This is a genomic window from Micromonospora sp. NPDC049523, from assembly GCF_040676775.1.
Lineage (GTDB): Bacteria > Actinomycetota > Actinomycetes > Mycobacteriales > Micromonosporaceae > Micromonospora_G.
Map to the genome: position 1 here is coordinate 108,113 of NZ_JBFAPP010000014.1, position 24,291 is coordinate 132,403.

21 protein-coding genes and 1 pseudogene are annotated in these 24,291 nt (G+C 71.1%); 9 read left to right on the forward strand and 13 right to left on the reverse strand.

Annotation, left to right across the window (positions count from 1 at the left end; all coding sequences use genetic code 11):
- Positions 1-72: 72 nt before the first annotated feature.
- A complete protein-coding gene (locus tag AB0J90_RS22485) occupies positions 73-1,533 on the reverse strand; it encodes an NAD(P)H-hydrate dehydratase (RefSeq protein WP_363598768.1) in 1,461 nt (486 codons plus the stop codon).
- 168 nt (positions 1,534-1,701) lie between these two features.
- On the reverse strand, positions 1,702-2,070 hold the full coding sequence (locus AB0J90_RS22490; RefSeq protein WP_326561038.1) for a holo-ACP synthase: 369 nt from the start codon (positions 2,068-2,070) through the stop codon (positions 1,702-1,704).
- A gap of 169 nt (positions 2,071-2,239) precedes the next feature.
- Between AB0J90_RS22490 and AB0J90_RS22495 the strand changes: the two genes are divergently transcribed.
- Both AB0J90_RS22495 and AB0J90_RS22500 read left to right on the forward strand, forming a co-directional pair.
- Entirely contained in the window at positions 2,240-2,548 is a 309-nt protein-coding gene (locus AB0J90_RS22495) for a type VII secretion target (RefSeq protein ID WP_363598770.1), read from the forward strand.
- A complete protein-coding gene (locus AB0J90_RS22500; protein WP_363598772.1) occupies positions 2,545-4,167 on the forward strand; it encodes an alpha/beta hydrolase in 1,623 nt (540 codons plus the stop codon). The genes AB0J90_RS22495 and AB0J90_RS22500 overlap by 4 nt, the downstream gene beginning before the upstream one ends.
- Before the next feature lie 142 nt (positions 4,168-4,309).
- On the opposite strand, the gene glmS is transcribed toward AB0J90_RS22500, so the two are convergent.
- A complete protein-coding gene (gene glmS / locus AB0J90_RS22505; protein ID WP_363598774.1) occupies positions 4,310-6,223 on the reverse strand; it encodes a glutamine--fructose-6-phosphate transaminase (isomerizing) in 1,914 nt (637 codons plus the stop codon).
- 278 nt (positions 6,224-6,501) lie between these two features.
- Between glmS and AB0J90_RS22510 the strand changes: the two genes are divergently transcribed.
- Together AB0J90_RS22510 and AB0J90_RS22515 are read left to right on the forward strand one after the other, a co-directional pair.
- Positions 6,502-7,356, forward strand: a complete 855-nt coding sequence (locus tag AB0J90_RS22510; RefSeq protein WP_363598776.1) for an MmpS family transport accessory protein — start codon at positions 6,502-6,504, stop codon at positions 7,354-7,356.
- 71 nt (positions 7,357-7,427) lie between these two features.
- On the forward strand, positions 7,428-8,615 hold the full coding sequence (locus AB0J90_RS22515) for a pyridoxal phosphate-dependent aminotransferase (RefSeq protein WP_363598778.1): 1,188 nt from the start codon (positions 7,428-7,430) through the stop codon (positions 8,613-8,615).
- Between the two features lie 11 nt (positions 8,616-8,626).
- Here the strand turns inward: AB0J90_RS22515 and glmM are convergent, their stop codons facing one another.
- From glmM to AB0J90_RS22535, 4 genes are all read right to left on the reverse strand, one after another.
- Positions 8,627-9,982 carry a phosphoglucosamine mutase gene (glmM, locus tag AB0J90_RS22520; RefSeq protein ID WP_363598780.1) on the reverse strand — a complete coding sequence of 452 codons (1,356 nt, stop codon included), beginning with the start codon at positions 9,980-9,982 and terminating at the stop codon, positions 8,627-8,629.
- 121 nt (positions 9,983-10,103) lie between these two features.
- Positions 10,104-10,598, reverse strand: a complete 495-nt coding sequence (gene rpsI, locus AB0J90_RS22525) for a 30S ribosomal protein S9 (RefSeq protein WP_326561045.1) — start codon at positions 10,596-10,598, stop codon at positions 10,104-10,106.
- A 20-nt stretch (positions 10,599-10,618) separates the two neighbouring features.
- Positions 10,619-11,062 carry a 50S ribosomal protein L13 gene (rplM, locus tag AB0J90_RS22530; protein WP_326561046.1) on the reverse strand — a complete coding sequence of 148 codons (444 nt, stop codon included), beginning with the start codon at positions 11,060-11,062 and terminating at the stop codon, positions 10,619-10,621.
- Positions 11,063-11,373: 311 nt separating this feature from the next.
- Positions 11,374-12,075, reverse strand: coding sequence for a class I SAM-dependent methyltransferase (locus AB0J90_RS22535; protein ID WP_363598782.1), 702 nt, complete (start codon positions 12,073-12,075; stop codon positions 11,374-11,376).
- A gap of 144 nt (positions 12,076-12,219) precedes the next feature.
- On the opposite strand from AB0J90_RS22535, the gene AB0J90_RS22540 reads away from it, so the two are divergent.
- A complete protein-coding gene (locus tag AB0J90_RS22540; RefSeq protein WP_363598784.1) occupies positions 12,220-12,378 on the forward strand; it encodes a hypothetical protein in 159 nt (52 codons plus the stop codon).
- Positions 12,378-13,466: a uroporphyrinogen-III synthase gene (locus AB0J90_RS22545; protein WP_363598786.1), complete on the forward strand. Its 1,089-nt coding sequence runs from the start codon at positions 12,378-12,380 to the stop codon at positions 13,464-13,466. The genes AB0J90_RS22540 and AB0J90_RS22545 overlap by 1 nt, the downstream gene beginning before the upstream one ends.
- A gap of 278 nt (positions 13,467-13,744) precedes the next feature.
- Here the strand turns inward: AB0J90_RS22545 and AB0J90_RS22550 are convergent, their stop codons facing one another.
- The 4 genes from AB0J90_RS22550 to AB0J90_RS22565 all read right to left on the reverse strand — a co-directional run bounded on the left by AB0J90_RS22550 (position 13,745) and on the right by AB0J90_RS22565 (position 18,366).
- Entirely contained in the window at positions 13,745-14,368 is a 624-nt protein-coding gene (locus AB0J90_RS22550; protein ID WP_326561053.1) for an ATP/GTP-binding protein, read from the reverse strand.
- Positions 14,349-14,720 carry a DUF742 domain-containing protein gene (locus tag AB0J90_RS22555; protein ID WP_326561054.1) on the reverse strand — a complete coding sequence of 124 codons (372 nt, stop codon included), beginning with the start codon at positions 14,718-14,720 and terminating at the stop codon, positions 14,349-14,351. Before AB0J90_RS22555 ends, AB0J90_RS22550 begins: the two co-directional genes overlap by 20 nt.
- Positions 14,721-14,785: 65 nt before the next feature.
- Positions 14,786-15,196 (reverse strand): roadblock/LC7 domain-containing protein, encoded by a 411-nt coding sequence (locus AB0J90_RS22560; RefSeq protein WP_326561055.1) that lies wholly within the window; start codon positions 15,194-15,196, stop codon positions 14,786-14,788.
- Complete coding sequence (locus AB0J90_RS22565) at positions 15,193-18,366, reverse strand: nitrate- and nitrite sensing domain-containing protein (RefSeq protein ID WP_363598788.1); 3,174 nt, start codon at positions 18,364-18,366, stop codon at positions 15,193-15,195. Before AB0J90_RS22565 ends, AB0J90_RS22560 begins: the two co-directional genes overlap by 4 nt.
- 479 nt (positions 18,367-18,845) lie before the next feature.
- On the opposite strand from AB0J90_RS22565, the gene AB0J90_RS22570 reads away from it, so the two are divergent.
- A complete protein-coding gene (locus AB0J90_RS22570; protein WP_363598790.1) occupies positions 18,846-20,033 on the forward strand; it encodes an ABC transporter substrate-binding protein in 1,188 nt (395 codons plus the stop codon).
- 158 nt (positions 20,034-20,191) lie between these two features.
- Here AB0J90_RS22570 and AB0J90_RS22575 read toward each other — a convergent pair.
- Positions 20,192-20,947 (reverse strand): annotated as a pseudogene (locus tag AB0J90_RS22575) (ABC transporter permease); the annotation flags it as partial.
- 293 nt (positions 20,948-21,240) lie between these two features.
- Positions 21,241-22,281: an ABC transporter substrate-binding protein gene (locus AB0J90_RS22580; protein WP_363598792.1), complete on the reverse strand. Its 1,041-nt coding sequence runs from the start codon at positions 22,279-22,281 to the stop codon at positions 21,241-21,243.
- A 270-nt stretch (positions 22,282-22,551) separates the two neighbouring features.
- Here AB0J90_RS22580 and AB0J90_RS22585 point away from each other — a divergent pair, with 270 nt between their 5' ends.
- Positions 22,552-23,337 carry an ABC transporter ATP-binding protein gene (locus AB0J90_RS22585; protein ID WP_363598794.1) on the forward strand — a complete coding sequence of 262 codons (786 nt, stop codon included), beginning with the start codon at positions 22,552-22,554 and terminating at the stop codon, positions 23,335-23,337.
- Between the two features lies 1 nt (position 23,338).
- Positions 23,339-24,289 (forward strand): LLM class F420-dependent oxidoreductase, encoded by a 951-nt coding sequence (locus AB0J90_RS22590; RefSeq protein WP_363598796.1) that lies wholly within the window; start codon positions 23,339-23,341, stop codon positions 24,287-24,289.
- The last annotated feature ends 2 nt before the right edge of the window (positions 24,290-24,291 follow it).

The following is a 24,291-nucleotide window of genomic DNA, read 5'->3' on the forward strand; positions in this document are numbered from 1 at the left end:
AGACTACTAACCGAGATCAGGATCGGGACCGGACAACCGCCCCGACCGCCACCCGGAGTCCGCACGGACGGGTCAGCGGGGCACCACGTCCCGCAGCGCGGCGACCACGTCGGGGGCGGTCACCGGGCCCCGCCGGGCCGCCTCCCGCCCGGCCAACCCGTGCAGGTACGCGGCCACGATCGCCGCCCGGTCCGCCGGCAGACCCGCGGCGAGCAGCGACCCGAGCAGTCCGGCCAGCACATCGCCGGTGCCCCCGGTGGCCAGCGCCGACGTACCGGTCGGGTTGACCACCGCCCGGCCGTCCGGGGTGGCGATCACCGTACGGTCGCCCTTGAGCAGCACCACCGCGTCCATCCAGGCGGACAGCCGCAACGCCGCACCGACCCGGTCCTCGCCCGGCGCCTCCCCGCAGAGCCGGGCGAACTCCCGGTCGTGCGGGGTGATCACGATCGGCGCGTCCCGCTGCCGCAACCGGTCCGCCATCGACCCGTCGACCAGCATGGTCAACGCGTCCGCGTCCAGGATCGCCGGCACCGGCGCCGCCAGTACGCACCGCAACTCGGTCGCGGCGGCCTCGTCGGTGCCCAACCCGGAGCCGCAGACCCAGGCCTGCACCCGGCCCGCGTCGGTCACCCGCTCGGTGGCGATCACCGACGGATGCTGACGGAGCACCTCCTCGCGGGCGCTGCCGGCGTAGCGGACCAGGCCGGTCGGTCCGGCCAGCGCGCCGCCGACCGAGAGCACCGCCGCGCCCGGATAGGTGGCCGAACCGGTCGCCACCCCGACCACGCCCCGGCTGTACTTCTCCGACTCGGGGCCGGACCAGGGCCACCAGTCGAGCACGTCCGCCCACTCGGTCACGTGCAGCGCCGGGGTGGCCCGCAGCCACGACCGTACGCCGATGTCGACCAGGTCCACCTGACCCGCGCGTACCGCCGCCGGACCGACCACCAGCGCCGGCTTCAGCACCCCGAAGGCGACTGTCACGTCGGCGCTCACCGCGCTGGTGTCGTCGAACGTCGGCGACACGTGCCCGGTGTCGACGTCGACCCCGCTCGGCACGTCCACCGCGACCAGCACCGCCCGCTGCCCGCCGCGCCCGCGCAACTCGGCCAACTGGCCGACCAGACGCGCGGCCGGCTCCCGCAGGCCGCCGCTGGAACCGATCCCGACGATCCCGTCCAACACCAGGTCCGCCCAGGTCGGCAACCCGTCGACGGTACGTCCACCGGCCGTCCGCAGCGCTTCCAGCCCGCCCCGGTGCGCCCGCTCGGGATCCAGCAGCAGAGCCTGCACCGCCGCGCCGCGCTCGGCCAGCCGGGCACCGGCGTACAGCGCGTCGCCGCCGTTGTCACCGGAACCGACCAGCAGCAGTACGGACGCGCCGTACACCCCGCCGCGTTCTTCGAGCAGCAGCGCGCAGCGGCGGGCCAGACCGGCGGCGGCGCGCTGCATCAGCGTGCCCGGCGGCAGGGTCGCCATCAGCGCGGCCTCTGCGGCCCGGACATCCGCCACCCGCCAGGCCGGCTTCACCGCGTCACCCGCCGAACCGGCCCCGGCCGCGCCACCCGCACTCGTCCGTCCATCGCCGCGCCTCCTCGGAGTCCGTCCATCGCCGCATCCGCTGGGATCCCGTCCATCGCCGCATCCGCTGGGATCCCGCCCATCACCGGGCCCCTAGGATGCCGTCCATCGCCGCGCTCACTGCTCCGCTACCACCATGGCGGACGCGATGCCGCCGTCGTGCGACAACGAGAGGTGCCACCGGTTGACGCCGCGCTCCGCGGCGACGGCGGCGACCGTACCGGAGACGGTCAACCAGGGGCGGCCGTCCGGATCGGCGACCACCTCGCAGTCGTGCCAGCGCAGGCCGGCTGGCGCACCGAGGGCCTTCGCCACCGCCTCCTTCGCCGCGAACCGGGCGGCGAGCGACTCGGGCGAACGGGGGTTACCGGAGCCGGTGAACCGCTCGGACTCGGTGAACAACCGGTCGGCCAGCAGCGGGGTGCGCGCCAGGGCACGGGTGAACCGGTCGACGAGCACCACGTCGATGCCGACTGCGACGATCACGCCCCCACCCTAACCGGCCAGACGGGCGCGCAGATTAGCTCCCAGCCTGTTGCCGTACAACCCCTGTGGACAACCGGCGGGCGTCGTACCGCCCCGGTTGTCCACAGGGCTTCCGAGCGGGCGTCGTGGCGCCCTAGCGTCGAAGGCATCGACGTCGGTGGGAGGCGCCATGCAGGACGATCTGATCCGGGTACGGACCGGGACGCTGCGCGGGGCGGCGGACCAGCTCGCCGTCACCGGTTACCGGCTGGGCCACGGGCTGGCCGGCGTCACCGGATCCGCCGGGCCGCCGTTGCCGGCGGCTCCGACCTGGGCCGCCACAACCGCGCTGGCCGCGCTCGAGTCGGCCGTGCACGACTGGCTCACCGGGATCGGGGGCCGGGCGGCGGCGACCGCCGACGGGCTGCGTACCGCCGCCGACGGTTACGACACCGCCGACGACCGGGCCGCGATCCGGCTCGGTGGCGGCCCACGATGATCGGGTACGCCCAACTCTGGGCGGCCGACCCGGCGGCCTGGCGTACGGCCGGTTCCGCCTGGCGGGGCGTGGTCGGGCTGACCGACCGGCGCACCGCCGAGCTGACCGGCGCCGCCGCCACGCTGCGCACCGACTGGTCCGGCCCGGCGGGGCAGGCGGCCGACCGGCGACTGCACGGGCTCGCCGCCGAACTGACCGCGAGCCGACCGGTGTTCATCGAGGTCGAGCAGATCCTCACCACCTACGCCGCCCAGCTCACCCGGGCCAAGGCGATGCTGGACGCCGCGGTCAGGATGGCCGCCGGTCGGGGCGTACTCGTGGACCGGCGCGGCACCGTCTCACCCGACCCGGAGGCGCTACGACCGGACCCGCTCGGCACGGGAAACCAGCCGGACGCGCGTACGGCCGCAGCCGTGGCCGACGTCGCCGACGGGATCGCGGCGGCACTGGAACTGGCCTCGATCGCCGACCGGGACGCCGCCCGGCAACTCGCCGACCTCGCCGCCGGTACGGGCAGCGGCTGGGCCGACCCACCGCCGACCGGGCCACCCGCGCCCGGCACCGATCCGGCGGCGGTACGTCGCTGGTGGGCCGACCTCACCCCGGCACAGCGACGATGGCTGGTCGGGCACGAGCCGGCCCGGATCGGCCGGCTGGACGGCGTACCGGTGCGCGACCGGGACCAGGCCAACCGGCTGCTGCTCGCACGGCAGCGGGCCGCCCTGCTGGCCGAACGCGGCGCCCTGGTGGCCGGACGACTCACCCCCGGCGTGCCGGCCGAGCTGGCCCGGATCGACCGCACCCTCGCCGGCCTCGACGTGATCGGCGACCGGCTGGCCTCGGACGCCGGTCCCCGGGCGTACCTGCTCGGCGTGGATCCGGCCGGTGACGGGCGGGCGATCATCGCGATCGGCGACCCGGACCGGGCGGAGAACGTCCTGACCTACGTGCCGGGCATGACCTCCGACCTGCCCGGCGTCGGCGGCGAACTGGGTCGGGCCGAGCTGATGGCGGCCCGCAGTGCCGCGCTGGACCCGACCGAACGGACCGCGGTGGTGCTCTGGCTCGACTACGACGCCCCGGACTTCGTCAACAAGGCGGTCGGCGACGGTCAGGCTCACGACGCCGGGCCGGCGCTGCACAGCTTCCAGGAGGGGTTGCGCGCCACGCACGAGGACCCGCCAGCCCGGCAGACCGTGCTCGGTCACAGCTACGGATCGCTCGTGGTCGGTGTGACCGCCCGCGACCACGGGCTCGCCGCCGACCAGGTGGTCTTCCTCGGCTCACCGGGGGTGGGCGTCGACCGGGCCGCCGACCTCGACCTGCCGACCGCGGCGGTCTGGTCGAGCACCGCCAGCAACGACGTGATCCGCTACGCGCCCGGACCAGCCGAGCTGGCCGGGCGGGTGGTGGTCGGCGCGGCGGTGCCGGGCTTCGGCCTGACCGCGTTCGGCCGCCCCGCCGACGACCTGTGGTTCGGCGCGAATCCGAGCGGGCCGTCCTTCGGGGCCCAGGTGTTCGAGGGGCTACCGAGTGGTCACACGGGCTACTGGGACGCCGGCAATCCAGCCCTGGACGCGGTGGCCCGGATAGTTGTCGACGGCCGGGCAAGTGCGTGAGCCGCCGGACCGATCGTCGTACCGGCGGGCCCGGCTCGTCGCTGGTGCGCAGGCGTCGACGAACACCCGGACCGACCCGGTGTGCGCGTGGCCACGAATGCTCGCGCCGCGCGGGTCACCACCGGGCCGGTCCGGGTTCGGATCACTCGACGGTGACCGACTTCGCCAGGTTGCGCGGCTGGTCGACGTCGTGTCCGCGGGCGGCGGCGATCTCGCAGGCAAGCACCTGCAACGGGACCGTGGTGACCAGCGGTGCCAGCAGGGTCGGCGTACGCGGCACCGAGATCAGGTGGTCGGCGTACGGCAGGACCGCCGTGTCGCCCTCCTCGGCGATCACGATGGTCCGGGCGCCACGGGCCCGTACCTCCTGGATGTTCGACACGATCTTGTCGTGCAGCATGCCCCGGCCGGCCGGGGAGGGCACCACGCAGACCACCGGGGTGCCCTGGTCGATCAGGGCGATCGGGCCGTGCTTGAGTTCACCGGCGGCGAAACCCTCGGCGTGCATGTACGCCAGCTCCTTGAGCTTCAGCGCACCCTCCAGCGCCACCGGGTAACCGACGTGCCGGCCGATGAACAGTACGGTCGGCGCCGACTTCAGGTCCCGGGCCAGCTCGCGTACGGGCTCGATGTCGGCGAGCAGGTCACGTAGCTTGCCCGGCATCTCCTGGAGCTGGGCGACCACGGCACCGACCTCGTCGGCGTACTTCACCCCGCGCACCTGGGCCAGGTGCAGGCCGATCAGGTAGCAGGCCACCAGTTGGGTCAGGAACGCCTTGGTGGAGGCGACCGCGATCTCCGGGCCGCTGTGCGTGTAGAGCACCGCGTCGGACTCACGCGGGATGGTGGACCCGTTGGTGTTGCAGATCGCCAGCACCCGGGCCTTCTGCTCCTTCGCGTGCCGCAGCGCCATCAGGGTGTCCATCGTCTCGCCCGACTGCGAGATCGCGACCACCAGCGTCGACCGGTCGAGCACCGGGTCGCGGTAGCGGAACTCACTGGCCAGCTCGACCTCGCACGGGATCCGGGTCCAGTGCTCGATCGCGTACTTCGCCACCATGCCGGAGTGGTACGCCGTACCGCAGGCGATGATGAAGATCTTGTCGACGTCGCGCAGGTCCTGGTCGGTCAGCCGGACCTCGTCCAGCATGATCTCGCCGGTCTCGGTCAGCCGGCCGAGCAGGGTGTCGGCGACCGCCTGAGGCTGCTCGGCGATCTCCTTGAGCATGAAGTAGTCGTAGCCGCCCTTCTCTGCGGCAGAGGCGTCCCAGTCGATGTGGAAGTCCTTGCCGACGGCCGGCGTACCGTCGAAGTTGGTGATCTCGATGCCCTCGGCCGTAATCAGCACGACCTGGTCCTGGCCCAGCTCCACCGCCTCGCGGGTGTGTTCGATGAACGCGGAGACGTCGCTGGCCAGGTAGTTCTCCCCCTCGCCTCGGCCGACCACCAGCGGCGAGTTGCGGCGGGCGCCGACCACCGCACCGGGCACCGCGGCGTCGACCGCGAGCAGGGTGAACGCACCCTCCAGGCGCTGGCTGACGCTGCGCATGGCAGCCGCGAGCAACTGCGGGCCGTCCGGCTCGCCGGCCGCGCGCAGGTCCGCGAGTGCGGCGGCGAGCAGGTGGGCGGCGCACTCGGTGTCGGTGTCGCTGACGAACTCCACCCCGTCGGCTTCGAGTTCGGCCCGGAGCTTCGCGAAGTTCTCGATGATGCCGTTGTGGATGACGGCGACCCGGCCGTCCAGGGACTGGTGCGGGTGGGCGTTGCGGTCGGTCGGCCCACCGTGGGTGGCCCAACGGGTGTGCCCGATGCCGGTGGTGCCGTCACCGATGCCGAGCTTCGGCGTGGGGCAGCCGTCCGGATCAGCGCTGACCCGCTCGGCCAGGGTCTTCTCCAGGTTGGCCAGCTTGCCGGCCTTCTTCTCGGTCAGCAGCTCGTCATCGCAGACGATCGCCACTCCCGCCGAGTCGTAACCTCGGTACTCCAGGCGTCGCAGCCCGTCCAACACGATGCTCAGCGCCGGCCGGGCGCCGGCGTAGCCCACGATTCCACACATAGCCCCGAGCCTAGTCGAACTTCGCTCAGCATGGGTGCTCGAAAGGCCGCTTATCAAGCATCCGTCATGAGTGATAGGTGAATTTCGGGAAGCAACGGGACGGACTCACCAATTCATCACCGGACCTCCGGGGCAACGCTCACCCACCGCCAAGAAAGCGCGACAGTCTGTCGTCAACCGGCTTGCCGGTTGCTGCCCCGTACGGGACCGTTGGTGGTGGCGCCAACGGCCGCCCCGCACCGCCCCCGGCGCCACCCGACGCCCCTGGAGCGCAGCCGATGACGGATCCGGCACCACCGCAGCCGCCCCCCGAGCCCACCCCCGCAGCCGACCCCACCCCGTCGCCCTGGGCACCGCCGCCGACACCTCAACCCTGGTCCCCCACCCCCGGCTATCCCGATGCCGATCCCACGGTCTCCGGATACCCCGGTGCCGATACCGCAGCCCCCGGTCATCCGCCCGCGCCCGGTTATCCACCGGGGTCCGGTTATGCACCGCCCGCCGGTTACCCGCCGTCGCCCGGTTACCCCGCCGGTCAGGCGCCACTGCCGGGTTACCCCGCCGGTCAGGCGCCGCTGCCCGGTTACCCGGCCGACCCCTCGGTTGCCGGATATCCCCCGCCCGCCTGGGCCGGCACACCCGCGCCCGTACGCGGTCGAACCAACACCGGCGTGATCGCGGTTGTCGTCGTACTGGCGGTGTTGCTCTGCGGCGGGGCCGGTGTGGCCGTCGCGGGACTGGTGAGCTGGCGTGGTTCGGCGCAACCACAGGCGGCTTCGACACCACCGCCGAGCGGACAGGCAGGTGGACCGGTCTCGGCAGAGCCGTCGCCGCCCGAGCCGACCGTCCAGCCCGGCCGTCAGGTGGTCTACCAGGTGATCGGGGACGGTCCGGCCGAGGTCAGCTACCTGGAGTACCCGAACATGCCCAGGCAGGTCGGCGCCACCGCCCTGCCGTGGCGGGTGGAGTTCGCGATGCCCGAGCCCGGCGTGGTGACCGTACTGGCGATCCGGACCGGGACCGGGCAGGGGGAGATCACCTGCAACATCCTGGTGGACGGCGAAGTAGTGATCACTAACTCGGCCAGCGGACCGTACGCGACCGCCACCTGCGCCGGCCTCACCATGAACTGAACCCGGCCGACAACACCATCGGCCGGGGCTCGCCATCGACTGGACCGACCCGCCGCGCCTAGGCTGGCCCGGTGACCACAACCACCGCCCGCGACCCGCTGGTGCACCGGATGCGCCCGTTCGGCACGACCATCTTCACCGAGATGTCGGCGCTGGCGGCGCGCACCGGTGCGGTCAACCTCGGGCAGGGTTTCCCGGATACCGACGGACCGGCCGAGATGCTCGCCGCCGCCGCAGAGGCGCTGCGCGGCGGGCAGAACCAGTACCCGCCGATGCCCGGCATCCCGGCGCTGCGAGCGGCGGTGGCCGAACACCAGCGCCGGTTCTGGGACCTGTCCTACGACCCGGACGGCGAGGTGGTCATCACCGCGGGCGCCACCGAGGCGATCGCGGCCGCCATCCTCGGACTCTGCGAGAGCGGCGACGAGGTGGTCTGCTTCGAGCCCTACTACGACTCGTACGCCGCCTCGATCGCGCTGGCCGGTGCGGTACGGCGGCCGGTCACGCTGCGCCCGGCGGCCGACGGCCGGTACAGCTTCGACCCGGCCGATCTGCGCGCCGCGTTCGGGCCGCGTACCCGACTGGTGCTGCTCAACTCACCACACAACCCGACCGGCAAGGTCTTCACCGCCGACGAGCTGGCCCTGGTCGCCGAACTCTGCCAGGAGTACGGCGCGTACGCGGTCACCGACGAGGTCTACGAGCACCTCGTCTACACCGACGCCTCCACCCCGCACATCCCGCTGGCCAGCCTGCCCGGCATGGCAGAACGGACGTTGCGGGTCTCCTCCGCCGGCAAGACGTTCTCCTGCACCGGATGGAAGGTGGGCTGGGCGAGCGGACCGGCACCGCTCGTCTCCGCGGTGCTGCGGGTCAAGCAGTTCCTCACCTTCGTCAACGGAGCCCCGCTGCAACCGGCGGTCGCGGTGGCCCTCGCCCTGGGCGACGACTACTACGACAACTTCCGTACCACCCACCAGCTCCGGCGTGACCAGCTCAGCGCTGGCCTCACCGACGCCGGATTCGACGTGCTGTCGGCGGAGGGGACCTACTTCGTCACCGCCGACATCACCGCGCTCGGCGGGCGGGACGGGGTGGAGTTCTGCCGTACGTTGCCCGAGCGGTGCGGTGTGGTGGCCATTCCGAGCCAGGTCTTCTACGACAACGTGGACGCCGGGCGTCGGCTGGTCAGGTTCGCCTTCTGTAAACGCTCCGAGGTGCTGGCCGAGGCGGTCGATCGGCTCCGTACGCTGCGCTGAGCGCCGCCCGGTCAGGCGACCGGGCTCGCGAGGCGTACCTCGGCCGCGATCCGCTCGGCCACCGTCTGCGCGATCTCCTGGGTGGCGGCCTCGACCATCACCCGGACCAGCGGTTCGGTGCCCGACGGCCGGAGCAGCACCCGCCCGGTTTCACCCAGTTCGGCCTCGGCCTGCTCGGCCGCGCCCAGTACGGCGGGCGCCCCGGCGCCGACGGTCCGGTCCCCGACCGGCACGTTGATCAGCACCTGCGGCAGCTTCACCACCACCGACGCGAGGTCGGCGAGCGAGCGTCCGGTGGCCGCCATCCGGGACATCACCTGGAGGGCGGTGAGCAGGCCGTCGCCGGTGGTGGCGTACTCGGGGAGCACGACGTGTCCGCTCTGTTCGCCGCCGAGGGCGAGGCCGGAGGCGCGCAACTCCTCCAGCACGTACCGGTCGCCGACCTTGGTTTCGATCAGCCGGATGCCCTCGTGGGACATGGCGATGCGCAGGCCGAGGTTGCTCATCACGGTGGCGACCACGGTGTCCGCGGTCAGCGTGCCCGCGTCGCGCATGGCCAGGGCGAGGATGCCCAGGATCTGGTCGCCGTCGACCTCGGCGCCGTCGGCGGTCACCGCGACGCACCGGTCGGCGTCCCCGTCGTGCGCGATGCCGAGGTCCGCCCCGTGCTCGACCACCGCGGCCTGGAGCCTGGCCAGGTGGTTCGAGCCGCAGTCGTCGTTGATGTTGATGCCGTCCGGCTCGGCGTGGATCGCGATCACCTCGGCACCGGCCTCCCGGTACGCCACCGGCGCCAGGTCGGAGGCGGCGCCGTTCGCGCAGTCGACCACGACCTTGATCCCCTCCAGCCGGTGCGAGACGCTCCCGACGAGGTGCTGGATGTAGTGGTCGGCGCCGTCCAGCAGGTCGTGCACCCGGCCGACGTCGGCGCCGGTGGGCCGGTGCCAGTCGGACGAGTCGTTCGCCTCGATGGCCGCTTCGATCTTCAGCTCGACCTCGTCGGGGAGCTTGTTACCGCCGGCCGCGAAGAGCTTGATCCCGTTGTCGGGCATCGGGTTGTGCGACGCGGAGAGCATCACGCCCAGGTCCGCCTTGGTCTCGGCGACCAGGTACGCCACCGCCGGGGTGGGCAGCACGCCGACCCGTACGACGTTCGCGCCCGCGCTGGCCAGGCCGGCCACCACGGCCGCCTCCAGCATCTCGCCGCTGGCCCGGGTGTCCCGCCCCACCACGGCCAGCGGCCGGTGGCTGAGGCCGGACTCGGCCAGGGTGTGCGCGGCCGCGACGGCGACCGCGAGCGCCAACTCGGGGGTCAGGTCGGCGTTCGCACGTCCACGTACGCCATCCGTGCCGAACAACCGGCCCATGCGCGAGTACCTCCGGGGGAGCAGACCAGTGGAAAAAGCGAGCGGCCGGGCCCGCCACCGCGCGAGGGGGAGGCGGACCCGGCCGTCCGTCAGACGTGCAAGGGGGTGAAAAAGAAGCTGATCAGCGCTTCGAGTACTGAGGCGCCTTACGGGCCTTCTTGAGGCCGTACTTCTTGCTTTCCTTGACCCGGGCGTCCCGGGTGAGGAAGCCGGCCTTCTTCAGGGCCGGGCGGTCGTCGGGCTCGTTGACGATCAGCGCGCGGGCGATGCCGAGGCGCAGCGCGCCGGCCTGCCCGGTGGTGCCGCCGCCACGGAGGTTCGCGATCACGTCGAACTGCTCGGTCTTCTCGGCGGTCACCAGCGGCTCCTTGATGAGCTGCTGGTGGACCTTGCTCGGGAAGTAGGCCTCGAGCTCGCGACCGTTGCAGGTGATCTTGCCGCTGCCGGGGACGATGCGGACCCGGACGATGGCCTCCTTGCGGCGGCCAACGGTCTGGATCGGCCGGTCACCGCGAGGGGCCCGGGCAACCGGGGCGGCCGGAGCGGCGGTCTCGGTCTCGGCCGGAGTCTCGGTTTCGACGACCGGGGTGGGCTCGGCCTCAATGGTGTCGGTCATGCTGATTCCTTCGTCCGCGCTCACTGCGCGATCTGCTTGATCTCGAACGGCACCGGCGCCTGCGCGATGTGCGGGTGCTCGGCACCGGGGTAGACCTTCAGCTTCTTGATCAGCTGCCGGCCGAGCTTGTTGTGCGGGAGCATGCCCTTGACGGCGAGCTCGATGGCCTGCTCGGGGCGCTTCTCCAGCAGCTCCTCGTAGCGGACCTGCTTGAGGCCGCCCGGGTAGCCGGAGTGGCGGTAGGCGATCTTGGTCTGACGCTTGTTACCGGTCAGCGCGACCTTGCCCGCGTTCACAACGACGACGAAGTCACCGGTGTCGACGTGCGGCGCGAAAGTGGGCTTGTGCTTGCCACGCAGCAACGTGGCAGCGTGGGTGGCCAGACGGCCCAGCACGACATCAGCGGCGTCGATTACGTGCCACTGACGCTCGATCTCACCCGGCTTCGGGCTGTACGTACGCACAGGTCTACCTTGTCTCGTCGTCGGTCTGGGGTCACGCACCGGTCACCAGGCGCGCACGAACGACCAAGCGTACCTGATGGGGCACGCCCTCGGCTGTCACACAACAGCAGGCGATGTTACTCTTCCGGCCCGCACGCGGTCAAAACGGGGGCCACGGATCGCCACCGGCCACCCGTCACGCCCGCCGGTCCTGAACCGGTGGGTCAGACCGGGCCACCCAGTCACCAGCCGCAGCTGATCGTACCCCGCTACCCAATCACACCCGTACCTCCGGCCACCCTCCACCCCCCGGTCACCAGCCCGGAGATGCGTCAATCCCCCGCTCGTCGACCACCGAAGACGGCGAACCGCCACGCCTTGAAGAAGCAGTCGACGTCGACGAACCCGGCCTCGGTCAGCCAGTCGCACTGGGCCCCGACCGGCGCCGGAAGGTCGTACGCCATCCGCTGGTGGGCGGCGTCGATCTCCTCCTGGTCCGAACCGAGCGCGGAGATCTGGGTCAACCACACCTCGGCGTAGCGCCGGTCGAGCGCGGGCGTCGGACCGGCCACCTGCTCGGCGTTGACGAAGACTCCGCCGGGGACGAGCACGTCATGGATCCGCCGGTAGAGATCGCGTTTGCCGGCATCGTCGAGGTGGTGGACGGCCAGCGCGGACACCACCGCGTCGTAGCGGCCGGCGGGCAGCGGCGCGGCCAGGTCGGCCACCTCGATCCGGTGCGGGACACCCCGGGCGGCCAGGTGTTCGGCGGCGACGGCGAGCATCGCCGGCGCGGCGTCGAGCAGGGTCACCCTGGTGCCGGGTACGGCCGCGCCGACCAGCGCCGACAGCAGACCTGTGCCGGCACCCAGGTCGAGAACCTCCGGCGTACGACCGGCGGCCAGCGCCGCACGCAGTGGCGGTACGGACACGTCCACGGCGGTTCCGTAAAACTCGTCGAAGCACGGTATGAGCCGACGTCGGGACTGGTCATAGGTGCCGGCGGCGGCTTCGAACAGCTGCACCACGCTCATCCATACTCCCAGGATGTAGGACGACTTTCCCATATTATAAGCGCCGCCGGACAACAGGCAGCACACACGCACTGTGAGCGCCTCTTAGCAGGCACGAAACAAATGGGACCCGGGCGCGAAACCACCTCCGTCCACGCTTCGGACATGACGGACCTTGCGCGGAGTGGGAAGCACCCCGGGGCGGAGCAGGCGTACGACCCGCGTTCCGGTGACTGCCCCCACGTGCCCGAGGTGGCGGTGCCCGCGTACCGCATCCGGCGCCGGGACAACGTCGTCGAGGTCGGCACCCGGCAGGAGTCCTGATGTCCGACGAGCTGGCCGGATTCACCATCGGCGTCACCGCCGACCGGCGCCGCGACGAACTCGCCGCACTGCTGGAACAGCGTGGTGCCCGGGTGGTGCTCGCCCCGGCGCTACGGATCGTCCCGCTGGCCGACGACTCCGAGCTGCGCGCCGCCACCCGCGCCTGCCTGGACAACCCGCCCGACGTGGTGATGGCGAACACCGGCATCGGCATGCGCGGCTGGCTGGAGGCCGCCGAGGGCTGGGGGCTGGCCGAACCGCTGCGCTCGGTCCTCTCCGAGGCGTACATCGTCGCCCGGGGGCCGAAGGCGCGCGGAGCGATCCGGGCCGCCGGCCTGCACGACGAGTGGTCACCGCACTCGGAGAGCTGCGACGAGGTGGTCGACCACCTGCGAGAACGGGGGGTCGCCGGCCGGGTCGTCGCCATGCAACTGCACGGCGAGCGGCAGCCGGAATGCACCAGCGCCCTGGAGGACGCCGGAGCCACCGTGATCGAGGTGCCGGTCTACCGCTGGGCCCCGCCGACCGACCCTGCCCCGCTGCACCGACTGGTGGACCTGATCACCGGGCGACTGGTCGACGCGGTCACCTTCACCTCCGCCCCGGCCGTCGGGGCGCTGCTGCGCGCGGCGGGCACCGGCGGCGACGCCGTACTGGAGGCGTTCCGTGCGGACGTACTAGCCGCCTGCGTCGGGCCGGTCACCGCCGCACCGCTGCGCCGGCACGGCGTACCGGTGCTCGCCCCGGCCCGGGCCCGGCTCGGCGCCCTGGTCCGCAGCATCGTCGACGAACTTCCCCGGCGGGCGGTCAACGTCAAGGTCGCCGGGCACCTGCTCACCCTGCGCGGCCACGCGGCGGTGGTCGACGGCGACCTGCGACCGCTGGCGCCGGCTCCGATGGCGGTGCTCCGGGCACTCGCCGCCACACCGGGCCGGGTGCTCTCCCGCGCCGACCTGCTGCGTACGCTGCCGCGCGGCGCCGACGAACACGCGGTGGAGATGGCCGTGGCCCGACTCCGGGCCGCCCTGCGTACGCCGGGCGTGGTGCAGACCGTCGTCAAGCGCGGCTACCGGCTACCGGTCGACTGATCCACCGGCTGCCACCGATCGACCTCCGCGCATTGCGGAGTCGATCGGCAATCGAGGCGCACCGATAGTCGTCCGCCTATGCGGAATCGTCACGCCGGCCGCCCGATGAATGGGGGGGTGGCGAATTGTCGGCGGGCGCGGTGACGGAAGCCCTGTCGACGGGAAGCAAATTCTCCCCGAGGCTCGGAAGATCCCGGCCGAAGCCGTGGCGGCCGCCGACCGGGGGATCCGTCCGGTCGAGCGACCGCACGGCCCCGGCCGGCGTAGTGAACCGAGGATCAGCCGACCGGAGTGGGGAAACCCCGGCCGTGCTGCGCCTGCAGGGTCGCCATCGCGTGCTCCACCACGGTCACCAGCACCTGCTTGACCGAGTCCCGGTGCCGGGCGTCGGTCATCACCAGCGGTACGTGCGGGGCGATGGCCAGGGCCTCCCGCACCTCCTCCGGCGCGTACTGCGGTGCCCCGTCGAAACGGTTCAACGCAACCACGTATGGCAGTTGCCGGTTTTCGAAATAGTCGAGTGGAGCGAACGCGTCGGTGATCCGCCGGGTGTCGACCAGTACGGCCGCACCCACCGCACCCCGGATGATCTCGTCCCACATGAACCAGAACCGAGTCTGACCCGGCGTCCCGAACAGGTAGAGAATCAGATCCTGGGCCATGGTGATACGACCGAAGTCCATGGCGACCGTGGTGGTCTCCTTGCCCGGCACCTTCGACGGATCGTCGATGCCGACACCGGCCGCTGTCATCACCGCCTCGGTGGTCAGCGGAGTGATCTCCGAGACCGCGCCGACAAGCGTCGTCTTGCCCACCCCGAAGCCGCCCGCAACCACAATCTTCGCGGAGGTGATCCCCCGGTTGCGGCGTGCCCCGACGGGGTCATAGCCTGCGAAGTCCACTTAGCACCCTCTCAAGCAGTTCCATCCGCTCCTCGTACGCTTCCGGGGGAGCGGCAGTGTGCAGCGTCAGCAAGCTGTCCGCCACCATGTCGGCGACCAGCACTCGGGCGACACCCAGCGGAAGCCGGGTGTACGCGGCGATCTCCGCCAGCGACTGCGCCCGGCCCTCGCAGACAGTGGCGATGCGGTGCTTGTCATGCCCGGCGAACCGGGACTCCGCAACCGCCGCCGGAGTCGCCGTGAGTACCGCCTCAAGGGCGATGTCCTGGCGAGGTTCGGTACGGCCGCGGGTGACCGCGTACGGGCGAACCAACGCACCACGGGGATCCTCACGGCGCGGGGGGTAGTCCATTCTGCGGTCACCTCCTTCCGGTCAGGTTGCGGCACCACCGACATCCGTCCTTGGTCAAATCCTTGCTAGGGGCGGGCGACCGCCTCACGCGGCAACGGCACCAGCGCGGCACCCACCCGTTCGACCAGGAGCGCCATCTCGTAACCGACCTGGCCGACATCGCAACTCCGGGCAGCCAGTACGGCCATCGACGACCCGTCACTGATCGACATGAGGAACAGGTATCCGCTGTCCATCTCGATGACGGTCTGGAGGACTCCGCCGGCACTGAACATCCGGGAAGCACCGTCGGTCAGACTGACCACACCGGAGGTGATCGCGGCGAGTTGGTCGGCGCGGTCCTGCGGCAGGTCGCGTGAGGAGGCGAGGAGCAGCCCGTCGGCCGAGACGGCCACCACGTGCGCGATCCCCGCCACGCTGTCGGCGAAGTTGCTGAGCAGCCAACCCATGTCCTGCATCGCTGCTGGCCTGTTCATCGGCTCGTCTCCTTGGTTGATGTCGTGCCGTTCTGCTCACTGCCGGCCGTACGGCCGCGTTGCACACCGCGGTGATAGGCGGACAGCAGTCCCCGTACCTCGTCCGGGGTTCGACGGCTCGGTGCCTGACCGGGCTTCGTCTCGACGCCGCCGGGCACGAGTTGTGCCTGCGGCACCCGCTTGGGCAGACCGGAGCGGGTGGTACCCGCCGCGGCCGGTTCGGCCGCCCGGGTGGCCCGGGCCCAGCCCTCGTCCGCGGCCGTCCGCCAGGCCTCCGTACCGGTGCCAGCCGGCGGGGAGACCGGTGCGGCCGCCGGTGCGGCGATCGGTGCTGCCACCGGTTCCGGCGCCCGAACCGGCGCGGCCGGTGCGGCCGGCGCCTGCGGCGGGGTGTAGCCGGTCGACGTGGTCTGGCCGGGAGTGCGGGCCGGCAGGGTTGCCCGGCCGCGTGCGGCGACGCTCTCCGCCAGGCTGGCCCGTTGCGCGGCCGGCTCGGAGGCTCGCGGCGCCGGGACTGTCCGCGGGGCGGGGGGCGTCTGGTAACCCCCCGGCGGGACGTTGAAGATGGCCGTCGAATCCTGCCCGTGGGAACGGAACCAGACCGCTTCCATCTCCCGGAAGATCGGCGCCTCGCCCGGCTGTTCCGGTGCCCGAGGTGCGGGCGCCGGAGCGACCGGCGGTGCCGGCGGCGGCGTGGGGGTCATACCGGCCACCGGTCCGGCCGGCAGGCCGGCCGGCGGGGCCGCCATCGGGGCGGCCGGCGCCGGGCTCGGCGCAACCCCGGCGCCGACGGTGCGCTGCGGCAGCGAACGAACCGTGGGGTACGCCATGGTCGGCGTACCGGCGTAGCTGTCGACCGGCGCGGTCAGCGTGGGGTGCGTGGTGGGTGGCGGGGTGACCAGCGGGTGAGCAGCCGTCGGCTGCGCGGCCAGCTGGTGCGTCACCGGTGCGGCGGAGGCGCCGACCGGCGTCGTGGTGTCCCGTACGTCGGCGGTCTGCCACTGCATCGGCTGCGGCTGTGCCGGCGGGGTGGTACGCCACTGGTCGGTCAGGGTGGCGGCGGAGGTACGGCCGGCACCGACCGGTGTCATCGGTTCCGACCAGCTCGGACCGGCCGGCAGCGCGGCTGCCGGACCCGGCTCGACCGCGAGCGGCTGCCGGGGCCGGGTGGCCAGTGGCTCGCGACCGCGCAACTGCGGCAGCACCACGGTCTCGCTGGGCAGGGTGACCTGGGCCACCGTGCCGCCCTCGACGTTGCGGCGCAGCTCCACCCGGATGCCGTACCGGGAGGCGAGCCGGCTCACCACGGCCAGACCCATCAGTCGGAACGCGGCCACGTCCACGGTCGGCGGGGCCGCCAACCGGCGGTTGAGCGCGTCGAGCTGTTCCTCGCTCAGGCCCAGGCCACGGTCCTCGACCTGGATCAGTACGTAGTCGCGGATCCGCCGGGCGTCGGCGACGACGACCGTGTTCGGCGAGGAGAACCGGGTCGCGTTGTCGAGCAGTTCGGCGACCAGACGGACCACGTCGTTGACCGCGTGCGCGGCCACCGAGATGTCGGTGTCGACGGTGCCGAACTCGATCCGGTTGTAGGCCTCGACCTCGGACTGGGCGGCCCGCAGCGCGTCGACCAGCAGGGCGTCGTCGCGGCGCGGCGCGGTGGAGTCCGCACCGGCGAGGACCAGCAGGTTCTCGTCGTTGCGGCGCATTCGGGTGGCCAGGTGGTCCAGCTCGAAGAGCTGGGCCAACCGCTTCGGGTCCTCCTCGCCGCGCTCGATCATGTCGAGTTCGCCGATCATGCGGTCGACCAGCGCCTGGCTTCGACGGGCCAGGTTCAGGAACATCGCGGAGACGCTGGTCCGCAGGGCGGCCTGCTCGGCCGCGACCCGGACCGCTTCCCGGTGTACGACGTTGAAGGCGAGTGCCACCTGCCCGATCTCGTCCTTGTTGGACAGTCGGATCGGGTCACGTACCTGGCGGACGATCTCCTCCACACCACCGTCGCCGATGCTGCCGACGTTCTGCAGCCGGGCGACCGCGTCCGGCAGGTCGTGGTTGGCCACCGACAGGGCGCCCTCACGGAGCCGGCGCAGCGAGGCGTTCAGCGACCGGGCCAGGATCACGGCAAGCGCGATGGCGACGATCAGCGTGATCAACACCACTATCGACTCGATCACGGCCTGCTGGATCACGTCCGACTGGGCCTGGTCGGCCTGGGCGAGCAACTCGACCTCGAGCTGGACTTCCGCCCAGCGCATCAGGTCGATGACCGCGCCGATCGCCTCGGAGGTGCTCCTGGCGAAGGCGGCGTTGGTCGGCTGGCCGACCGCACGGGCGACGTCGGAGGCGGCCCGTTCGGCCAGCGTCACGGCGTCACCGCTGTAGGTCTTGTCCACCAGTTCGTTCTGGCTCGCCGAAGCGGCCAGTTCGAAGGAGGCCAGGGCCTCCTGCTGGCTGGTCTGGGTGGCTACGAACGAGGAGTACTGCTCCTCGTCGAGCCGGGCCGAGCGCAGCGCGGTGAAGCCCACCGCCTGTTCCTCGGCGGCGCCCGCCTTGGCTCGGGCGAACGCGGCGACGGCACGGAGGCTGTCCGCCACCCGGCCCTCACCGGAGAGCTCACCGAGGGTTTCGCCGTAGTCGCCGAGGTCGGTGAGGATCACGCCGTAGCGCAGCACCGCCTCGACAACCAGCATCTGCTTGCGGTCGAGAACCTCCTGGCGGGTGTTGTTCAGGGTCGCCAGGTGGTCGTCGATCTTCGCGATCCGGGTCTGCATCGACTCCGGCACGTTACCGATCGAGTTGCGCTCGTCGCCGTACGCGGTGATCCGCTCGTCCGTACGCCGGACCGCCAGGTTGTAGGCGTCCGCGTTGGCGGCCGGATCGGCAAGGTAGGTGGCCGCGGCCATCCGTTCCTTGTGCAGATCCTGGGTGAGCGCCGACACGTCGATCGACAGCGCGGTCAAGGACCGGATCATGTTCGCGTCGTAGGCCGTCTGCCCGACGTCGACCAACCGGACCGTGGCCAGCGCGAGAACCGCTGCCACCGGCACCACCAGGATGAGCGCAAGTTTGGACCGAATCCTGGTGTCCCGAAGTCGGGGCAGCCAGCGGCGCCGTGCCCCGTGCTCCGGCGGGCCGTTTTCGGGCAGGGTCGTAGGTCCGGTGCTCACGACATCGCCTCCGTCGTTTCTCCCACGCGTGGCCACCCCTCCGGTGCCTGCTGCCACGGATGGGGCCGCACGCGGCACGGCCGCGATTTCATCAGAAGCAGGCCGATTTGGGAAGCGGCGGTGCGGCAGGAAACGGTCGGACGGGACTGAACCACTACTCTGCTCACCGAAACCCTTCTATTCACGTGCCCCTGAACTGGGCAAATATCGTCAGAGTGGTCGTACGCTTCTGGAAAGTTAACGCCTGCAAACACCGGCCGCCGCCAGCATGTGGGATCGGCGTCCCGAATGTAGGATCGCCGTCCTGAAACATGCTCGACTACGCCCGCTTGACCCGGGCGCTCGCCATTGGCAAGGTTTTCCAGGTTTGAAGGCTTCGCGCACACCGTACGACAGACCACCCCCGTCGCTCTACTGAGGACGGAATTCGTCGCCGGTGACCGGGCACCCCGCCCTAGCCGCGCACATGGAGGACTGAGTTGACGCCCATCCGCTCCGCGACACTCACGGTGCTCGCCTCGGCCATTCTGGCCACGTCGCTCACCGGCTGCCAGTTCAGCAGCGAACAGCAGGACACCGGCGAGATCGTCGTCCGCGCCGACCTGGAACTTTCCGGTGCGTCGGCGCCGGTCGGCGAGGCGTACAAGCGCGCCCTGGAACTCAAGGTCGAGCAGATCAACGAGTCTGGTGTACTCGGTGGCCGGAAGCTCTCCCTGACGGTCAAGGACAACCGCTCCGACCCGAACGAATCGCTGCGCAACATCGGTGAGTTCGCCGCCGATCCCACGGTCAGCGCCATCATCATGGGCAGCTGCGACGCGTGTGCGGTCGCCGCGGCAAAGCCCATCAACGAGAAGAAGATCCCGACCATCGCCCTCGCCGCGGCGAACAACGTGGCCACCCCGGTCGCCGACCGACGCTATGTGTTCAAACTGGCACCGAACGCGGCCGACAGCGCTTCCGCCCTGGTCTCCGAACTGAGGCTCCGGCCGGCAATCAAAAAGGTCGGTGTGCTCTACACCGATGACGCCTACGGCCGTGACGGCCAGAGCGCGCTGGCGTACGAACTGGGCAAGACAAAGTTGAAGACCGCCCCACCCCAGCCGATCAAACCGACCGACACCGACTTCACCGGCCCGGTCACCGCGATGATCGAAGCCAAGGTGGACGCGATCATCGTATGGACCAACGCCGAACAATCGGTCCTGGCCGCCACCCAGGCACGGGCGGACAATTACCAGGGTCAGCTCTTCTTCGACGCCGGTGCGGCCGGTGACCTGTTCCTGGAAGGCGCGGGCGGGCAGGCGGCGGAGAACACGACAATGGTGTTCAGCCAGACCATGGTGATCGACGACGTCATCGCGACGACGCCCGCAAAGGCGGCCCGCAAGCAGTGGTTCCGGGACTACACCGCCCGGTTCGGCGGCTACTACGGCAGTTCCTCGTTCGCCGCCGACGCGTTGCAACTCATCACCGACGCGGCCGTCCGCGCCGACAGCACCAGCGATGGCGTCAACCGCGACGGCCTGCGCGACGTGCTGGAGACCTCGCAGATGGATGGTCTGAGCGGCCCGATCCGGATGACCCCGGACAACCACTCCGGACTCATGCCACAGGCACTGAGCATGCTCGTGGCCCGCGGTGGCCGCTGGCGCCTGGCGAGCTGACCCGGGGCACCACCGTACGGCGTCACGGCGGCCACGTACCGGCCCGGAAGGGTTGGTACGTGGCCGCCGTCGTCGGTACCGACGACGGAACCCGGTCGAGCCGGGATCCGTCGCGTGGTCGATGGCACCGGTAGGCGGGTCGACCGGCGGCACGAGGCTCACCGCGCCGAGGTGGTCTCCCGTACCCACGGCAACGTCAGGTACTCGATCAGGACCAGGGCGTAGTAGAGCACGATGCTCATGATGCCGATCAGCAGGATCGCCACCCACGCGGTGGCGCTGTCACCCTGGCCGCCGAACTGGATGATCTGCGTACCCAGGCCCTTTCCCGCACCGGCCTGGAACTCGCCGATCACCGCGCCGATCGCGGCCAGCGGCATGGCCACCTTCAGCCCGACGAAGATCTGCGGCAGCGCGGCCGGCATCCGTACCTTGCGGAACGCCTGGAACCGCGAGGCGTCCAGCGAACGGGACAGCTCGACCAGGTCGGCCGGGGTGGCGGTCAGCCCGGACGTGGTGGCGAGCACGATCGGGAAGAAGCAGAGCAGGAACACCATGATCAGAATCGGCTGCTGGCCCCAGCCGAAGGCGAAGACCAGCAGCGGCGCGATCGTCACCTTCGGGATCGCGTTGACCCCGACCAGCAGCGGGGAGAACATCCGCTCCAGGGTCTGCGAAGCGGCCAGCGCGAGCCCGATCAGAATCCCGGCCACGGTCGAAATCAGGAAGCCGATCAGGGTCTCCAGCGTGGTCTCCAGCAGCCCCTCGAACAGCAGGCTCGGCTTGGCGGTGAACGCGTCCAGCACCTCGGCCGGCGGCGGCAGCACCGCCGGGTGAACCAGCGAGAACACGTCCGTGGAGAGCCACCACACGGCGACCGTGACCACGACCCCGACCACGGGCCAGATGGCCATCCGCGCCACCGACCCACCGACCCGACGCTCCCGGCTCACGGCCGTGGGCACCCTGGGTCGAACCTCGGTCAACTCGGCCATTTCTTGGTCTCACACTCCTCATTCGGTCCGGCGGTCGGCCGGCTCCTCATTCGGTCCGGCCACCGGCCGGCGCTACGTAGGTCCGGCCACTGCCGGCGCTACGTCCGGTCCGGCTCTCGCCGGCCCTACCTCCGGTCCGGCTGTGGCCGGAACGAAGCGGGGGTACACCCGCCGGTGTGACCGGCGGGTGCACCCCCGTGACGCTGGAACGATCAGGCCTTCGGCGTCAGGTTGACGTCGATGAGCTGCTCGGGGGTCAGACCCGGCGGGATCGCGCCGGCACCCTGCAGGATCGCGATGCTCCGGGCGACCCGGTCGGTGTCGATGGTGCCAACCGCGGCACCCGTACCGGCGGAACGGACGAACGCGGCCATCAGCTCGCACTCGGCGGCAGCCGGCGCGGCGGCAGCGGTCGGCACGTTCTTGGCCAGGATCTCGCCGGCCTCCTTGGGGTTGTCGATGCTCGCGACGAGCCCCTTGATCAGCGCGGCGGTGAAGCGCTTGACCTTGTCCGGGTCCTCCTTGGCGATCTTGGTCGAGGTGACCAGGACGTTGCCGTAGAGGTCGGTCATCACGTCGCTGTACGGCAGCACGACGGCCTTCTTGCCCTTCGCCGCCGCCTCGACAGTGGGCTTGCCCACGACGAACTGCCCGATGCCCTGCGCGGCCCCACCGGCCAGCAGACCGATCAGGCCCGCCGGGTCACCGTCGCGCCAGGTGACCTTGGTCGCGTCGACGCCGGCCAGCTTGGCGTACGTCGGGAAGAGGTTGCGCACCACCGAGCTGGGGCTGTCGACGAGCGTCTTGCCCTCGAGGTCCTTCGGGGTGGTGATGTTGTTGCCGTCGAGCGTGATGATCGCGGCCATGGTCCGCTGCTGGATGCCCGCGACCACGGTGACGTCCTTGGCCTCGGCGCTACCGGTGCCCCGCGCCTGCAGGATGCCGGTGAGGTCGAGCGGGGTGAACATCGCGGTACCGGTGGCGATCGCCTTGAGGTTGTTCAGGGTGCCGCTACCCGGCTTGATGTCGACCTCGAACCCGGCCTCCTTGAAGTAGCCCTTGTCCTTGGCGACGTAGGCGTACGCGTCCCGACCGAAGTTGGCGAACGAGGTCAGGTACGTGACCTTCTCCAGCGTCTTGGGGTCACCGCCACCGCTGGCTGCGTCGGAACCGTCCGAACCGCTGCAGCCGGTCGCGATGGCCAATGTGCTGGCCAGAGCAGCGATGGCGAGCGTACGGGTGAGCCTGTTCATGAACACCATTTCCTTTCGACCGGCGGCTTTCGACCGTCCGGAGGGGGCCGTTTGGGGCGGAGCGGCTCGGGGCCGGGGGGTGGGCGCCGTGCCGTGGTTAAGGAAACTTCGCGGGCACAGCGTACGAGAACCCCACCTTTGCCCCGCCAGGCGTGTCATGTTGCGGAACGGAAACAAACTGGTATCGCCCCCCGGGGTGTCCGTTCGCCGACAATCCGGATAACCTGTCCGGGCTGTTGACCTGCCTACGTTGGATGGGGAGCCTGCCGGATGATCCGACTCGCGGGGGTGTCCCGTACCTTCACCGGGCGATCGGGCACCGTGGAAGCGTTGCGCGGCATCGACTTGGACGTCGCCGAGGGCGAATTTGTCGCAATTCTCGGCCGCTCCGGATGCGGAAAGTCCACTTTGCTCCGACTTATCGCCGGCTTGCTGCCGACAACCGAGGGCGAAATCACCGTCGCGGGCGAACGGGTCACCAAGACCCGGCGCGACATCGCCATGCTCTTCCAGCGCCCCGCCCTGCTGCCCTGGCGGACGGTGCTCGACAACGTACTGCTGCCGGTCGAGATCTTCGGTTGGCGCCGCGCGAGCCACCGGGCCCGCGCCATGGAACTGCTGGAAATGGCCGGTCTGGGCGGCTTCGAGAAGCGGCTGCCGCACGAACTCTCCGGCGGGATGCAGCAACGGGTATCGCTCTGCCGGTCACTGGTCGGCAACCCCCGGGTGATGCTGATGGACGAACCGTTCTCCGCCCTCGACGCCCTCACCCGCGAGGAGCTGTCGGTGGAACTGCAGCGGGTGCACATGGAGAACGCCGCCACCATCGTCTTCGTCACCCACTCGATCGACGAGGCCGTACTGCTGGCCGACCGGGTGGTCGTGCTGAGTCCCCGCCCCGGCCGTATCCGCAAGGTGGTCGACATCAACATTCCCCGGCCACGCACGCTGGGCCGCAACGCGCACCTCGAAGAGGTGGCCCGTTGCAGTGCCGATCTGCACGAACTACTGATGGAGCGCGATTCCCCGGCATCTGCCGGGGCGAGAGGTCGATAACGTGCGAGTTTCCATCTTCACCGAACCACATCGCGGCGCCACCTACGACGACCAGCTCCGGATGGTCCGACTCGCCGAGGACGGCGGGTTCGAAGGCTGGCTGCGCGCCGACCACTACCAGTCGATGGGCGCCGACCCCGGACTGCCCGGCCCGACCGACGCCTGGATCACCCTGGCCGGTCTCGCCCGGGAAACGTCCCGGATCAGGCTCGGCACCCTGGTCACCTCGTCCACGTTCCGGCTGCCCGGCCCGCTCGCGGTGATCGTCGCCCAGGTGGACCAGATGAGCGGCGGCCGGGTCGACCTCGGCATCGGCGCCGGGTGGTACGAGCGGGAACACCTCTCGTACGGCATCCCGTTCCCGGCGGTCGGCGAACGGTTCAGCCGGCTGGCCGAACAACTCGCCGTGGTCACCGGCCTGTGGCGTACGCCGCTCGGCGAGCGGTTCAACCACCAGGGCGAGTACTACCAACTCGTCGACGCGCCCGCCCTGCCCAAGCCGATCCAGGTCCCCGGCCCGCCGATCATCGTCGGCGGCAAGGGCCTCAAGCGCACCCCGGCACTGGCCGCCCGGTACGCGCACGAGTTCAACATGCCGTTCAAGTCGGTCAAGGAGACCGCCGAGGCGTACGAGCGGGTACTCAACGCGTGCGACAAGGTGGACCGGGCAGCGAACGGGCTGGACCCGCTGGTGCTCTCCACCGGCATCGTGGTGGCGATCGGCCGTAACGAGGCCGAGGCCCAGCGCCGGGCGGCACCGCTGCACGAGAAGAGCGCACTGCCGCCGGAGGACCCGGTAATCGGTTCGCCGGCCCAGCTCGTCGAGCGGATCGGCGAGTTCGCCGAGATCGGCGCTGGTCGGGTGCACCTGCGCCTGACCGACCTCACCGACCTCGACCACCTCGAACTCATCGCCGCCGAGGTGCTGCCGCAGGTGAGCAGCACCCGGTGACG

What these genes read in the sequence shown, in the direction of transcription:
- AB0J90_RS22545 (WP_363598786.1), top strand. Translation starts at nt 12,378, where the DNA reads ATGTCCGACGAGCTGGCCGGATTCACCATCGGCGTCACCGCCGACCGG.
- AB0J90_RS22580 (WP_363598792.1), bottom strand. Translation starts at nt 22,281, where the DNA reads ATGAACAGGCTCACCCGTACGCTCGCCATCGCTGCTCTGGCCAGCACA.
- glmM (WP_363598780.1), bottom strand. Translation starts at nt 9,982, where the DNA reads ATGGGCCGGTTGTTCGGCACGGATGGCGTACGTGGACGTGCGAACGCC.
- AB0J90_RS22535 (WP_363598782.1), bottom strand. Translation starts at nt 12,075, where the DNA reads ATGAGCGTGGTGCAGCTGTTCGAAGCCGCCGCCGGCACCTATGACCAG.
- glmS (WP_363598774.1), bottom strand. Translation starts at nt 6,223, where the DNA reads ATGTGTGGAATCGTGGGCTACGCCGGCGCCCGGCCGGCGCTGAGCATC.
- AB0J90_RS22555 (WP_326561054.1), bottom strand. Translation starts at nt 14,720, where the DNA reads ATGGACTACCCCCCGCGCCGTGAGGATCCCCGTGGTGCGTTGGTTCGC.
- AB0J90_RS22495 (WP_363598770.1), top strand. Translation starts at nt 2,240, where the DNA reads ATGCAGGACGATCTGATCCGGGTACGGACCGGGACGCTGCGCGGGGCG.
- AB0J90_RS22500 (WP_363598772.1), top strand. Translation starts at nt 2,545, where the DNA reads ATGATCGGGTACGCCCAACTCTGGGCGGCCGACCCGGCGGCCTGGCGT.
- AB0J90_RS22560 (WP_326561055.1), bottom strand. Translation starts at nt 15,196, where the DNA reads ATGAACAGGCCAGCAGCGATGCAGGACATGGGTTGGCTGCTCAGCAAC.
- rpsI (WP_326561045.1), bottom strand. Translation starts at nt 10,598, where the DNA reads ATGACCGACACCATTGAGGCCGAGCCCACCCCGGTCGTCGAAACCGAG.
- AB0J90_RS22510 (WP_363598776.1), top strand. Translation starts at nt 6,502, where the DNA reads ATGACGGATCCGGCACCACCGCAGCCGCCCCCCGAGCCCACCCCCGCA.
- AB0J90_RS22585 (WP_363598794.1), top strand. Translation starts at nt 22,552, where the DNA reads ATGATCCGACTCGCGGGGGTGTCCCGTACCTTCACCGGGCGATCGGGC.
- AB0J90_RS22540 (WP_363598784.1), top strand. Translation starts at nt 12,220, where the DNA reads ATGACGGACCTTGCGCGGAGTGGGAAGCACCCCGGGGCGGAGCAGGCG.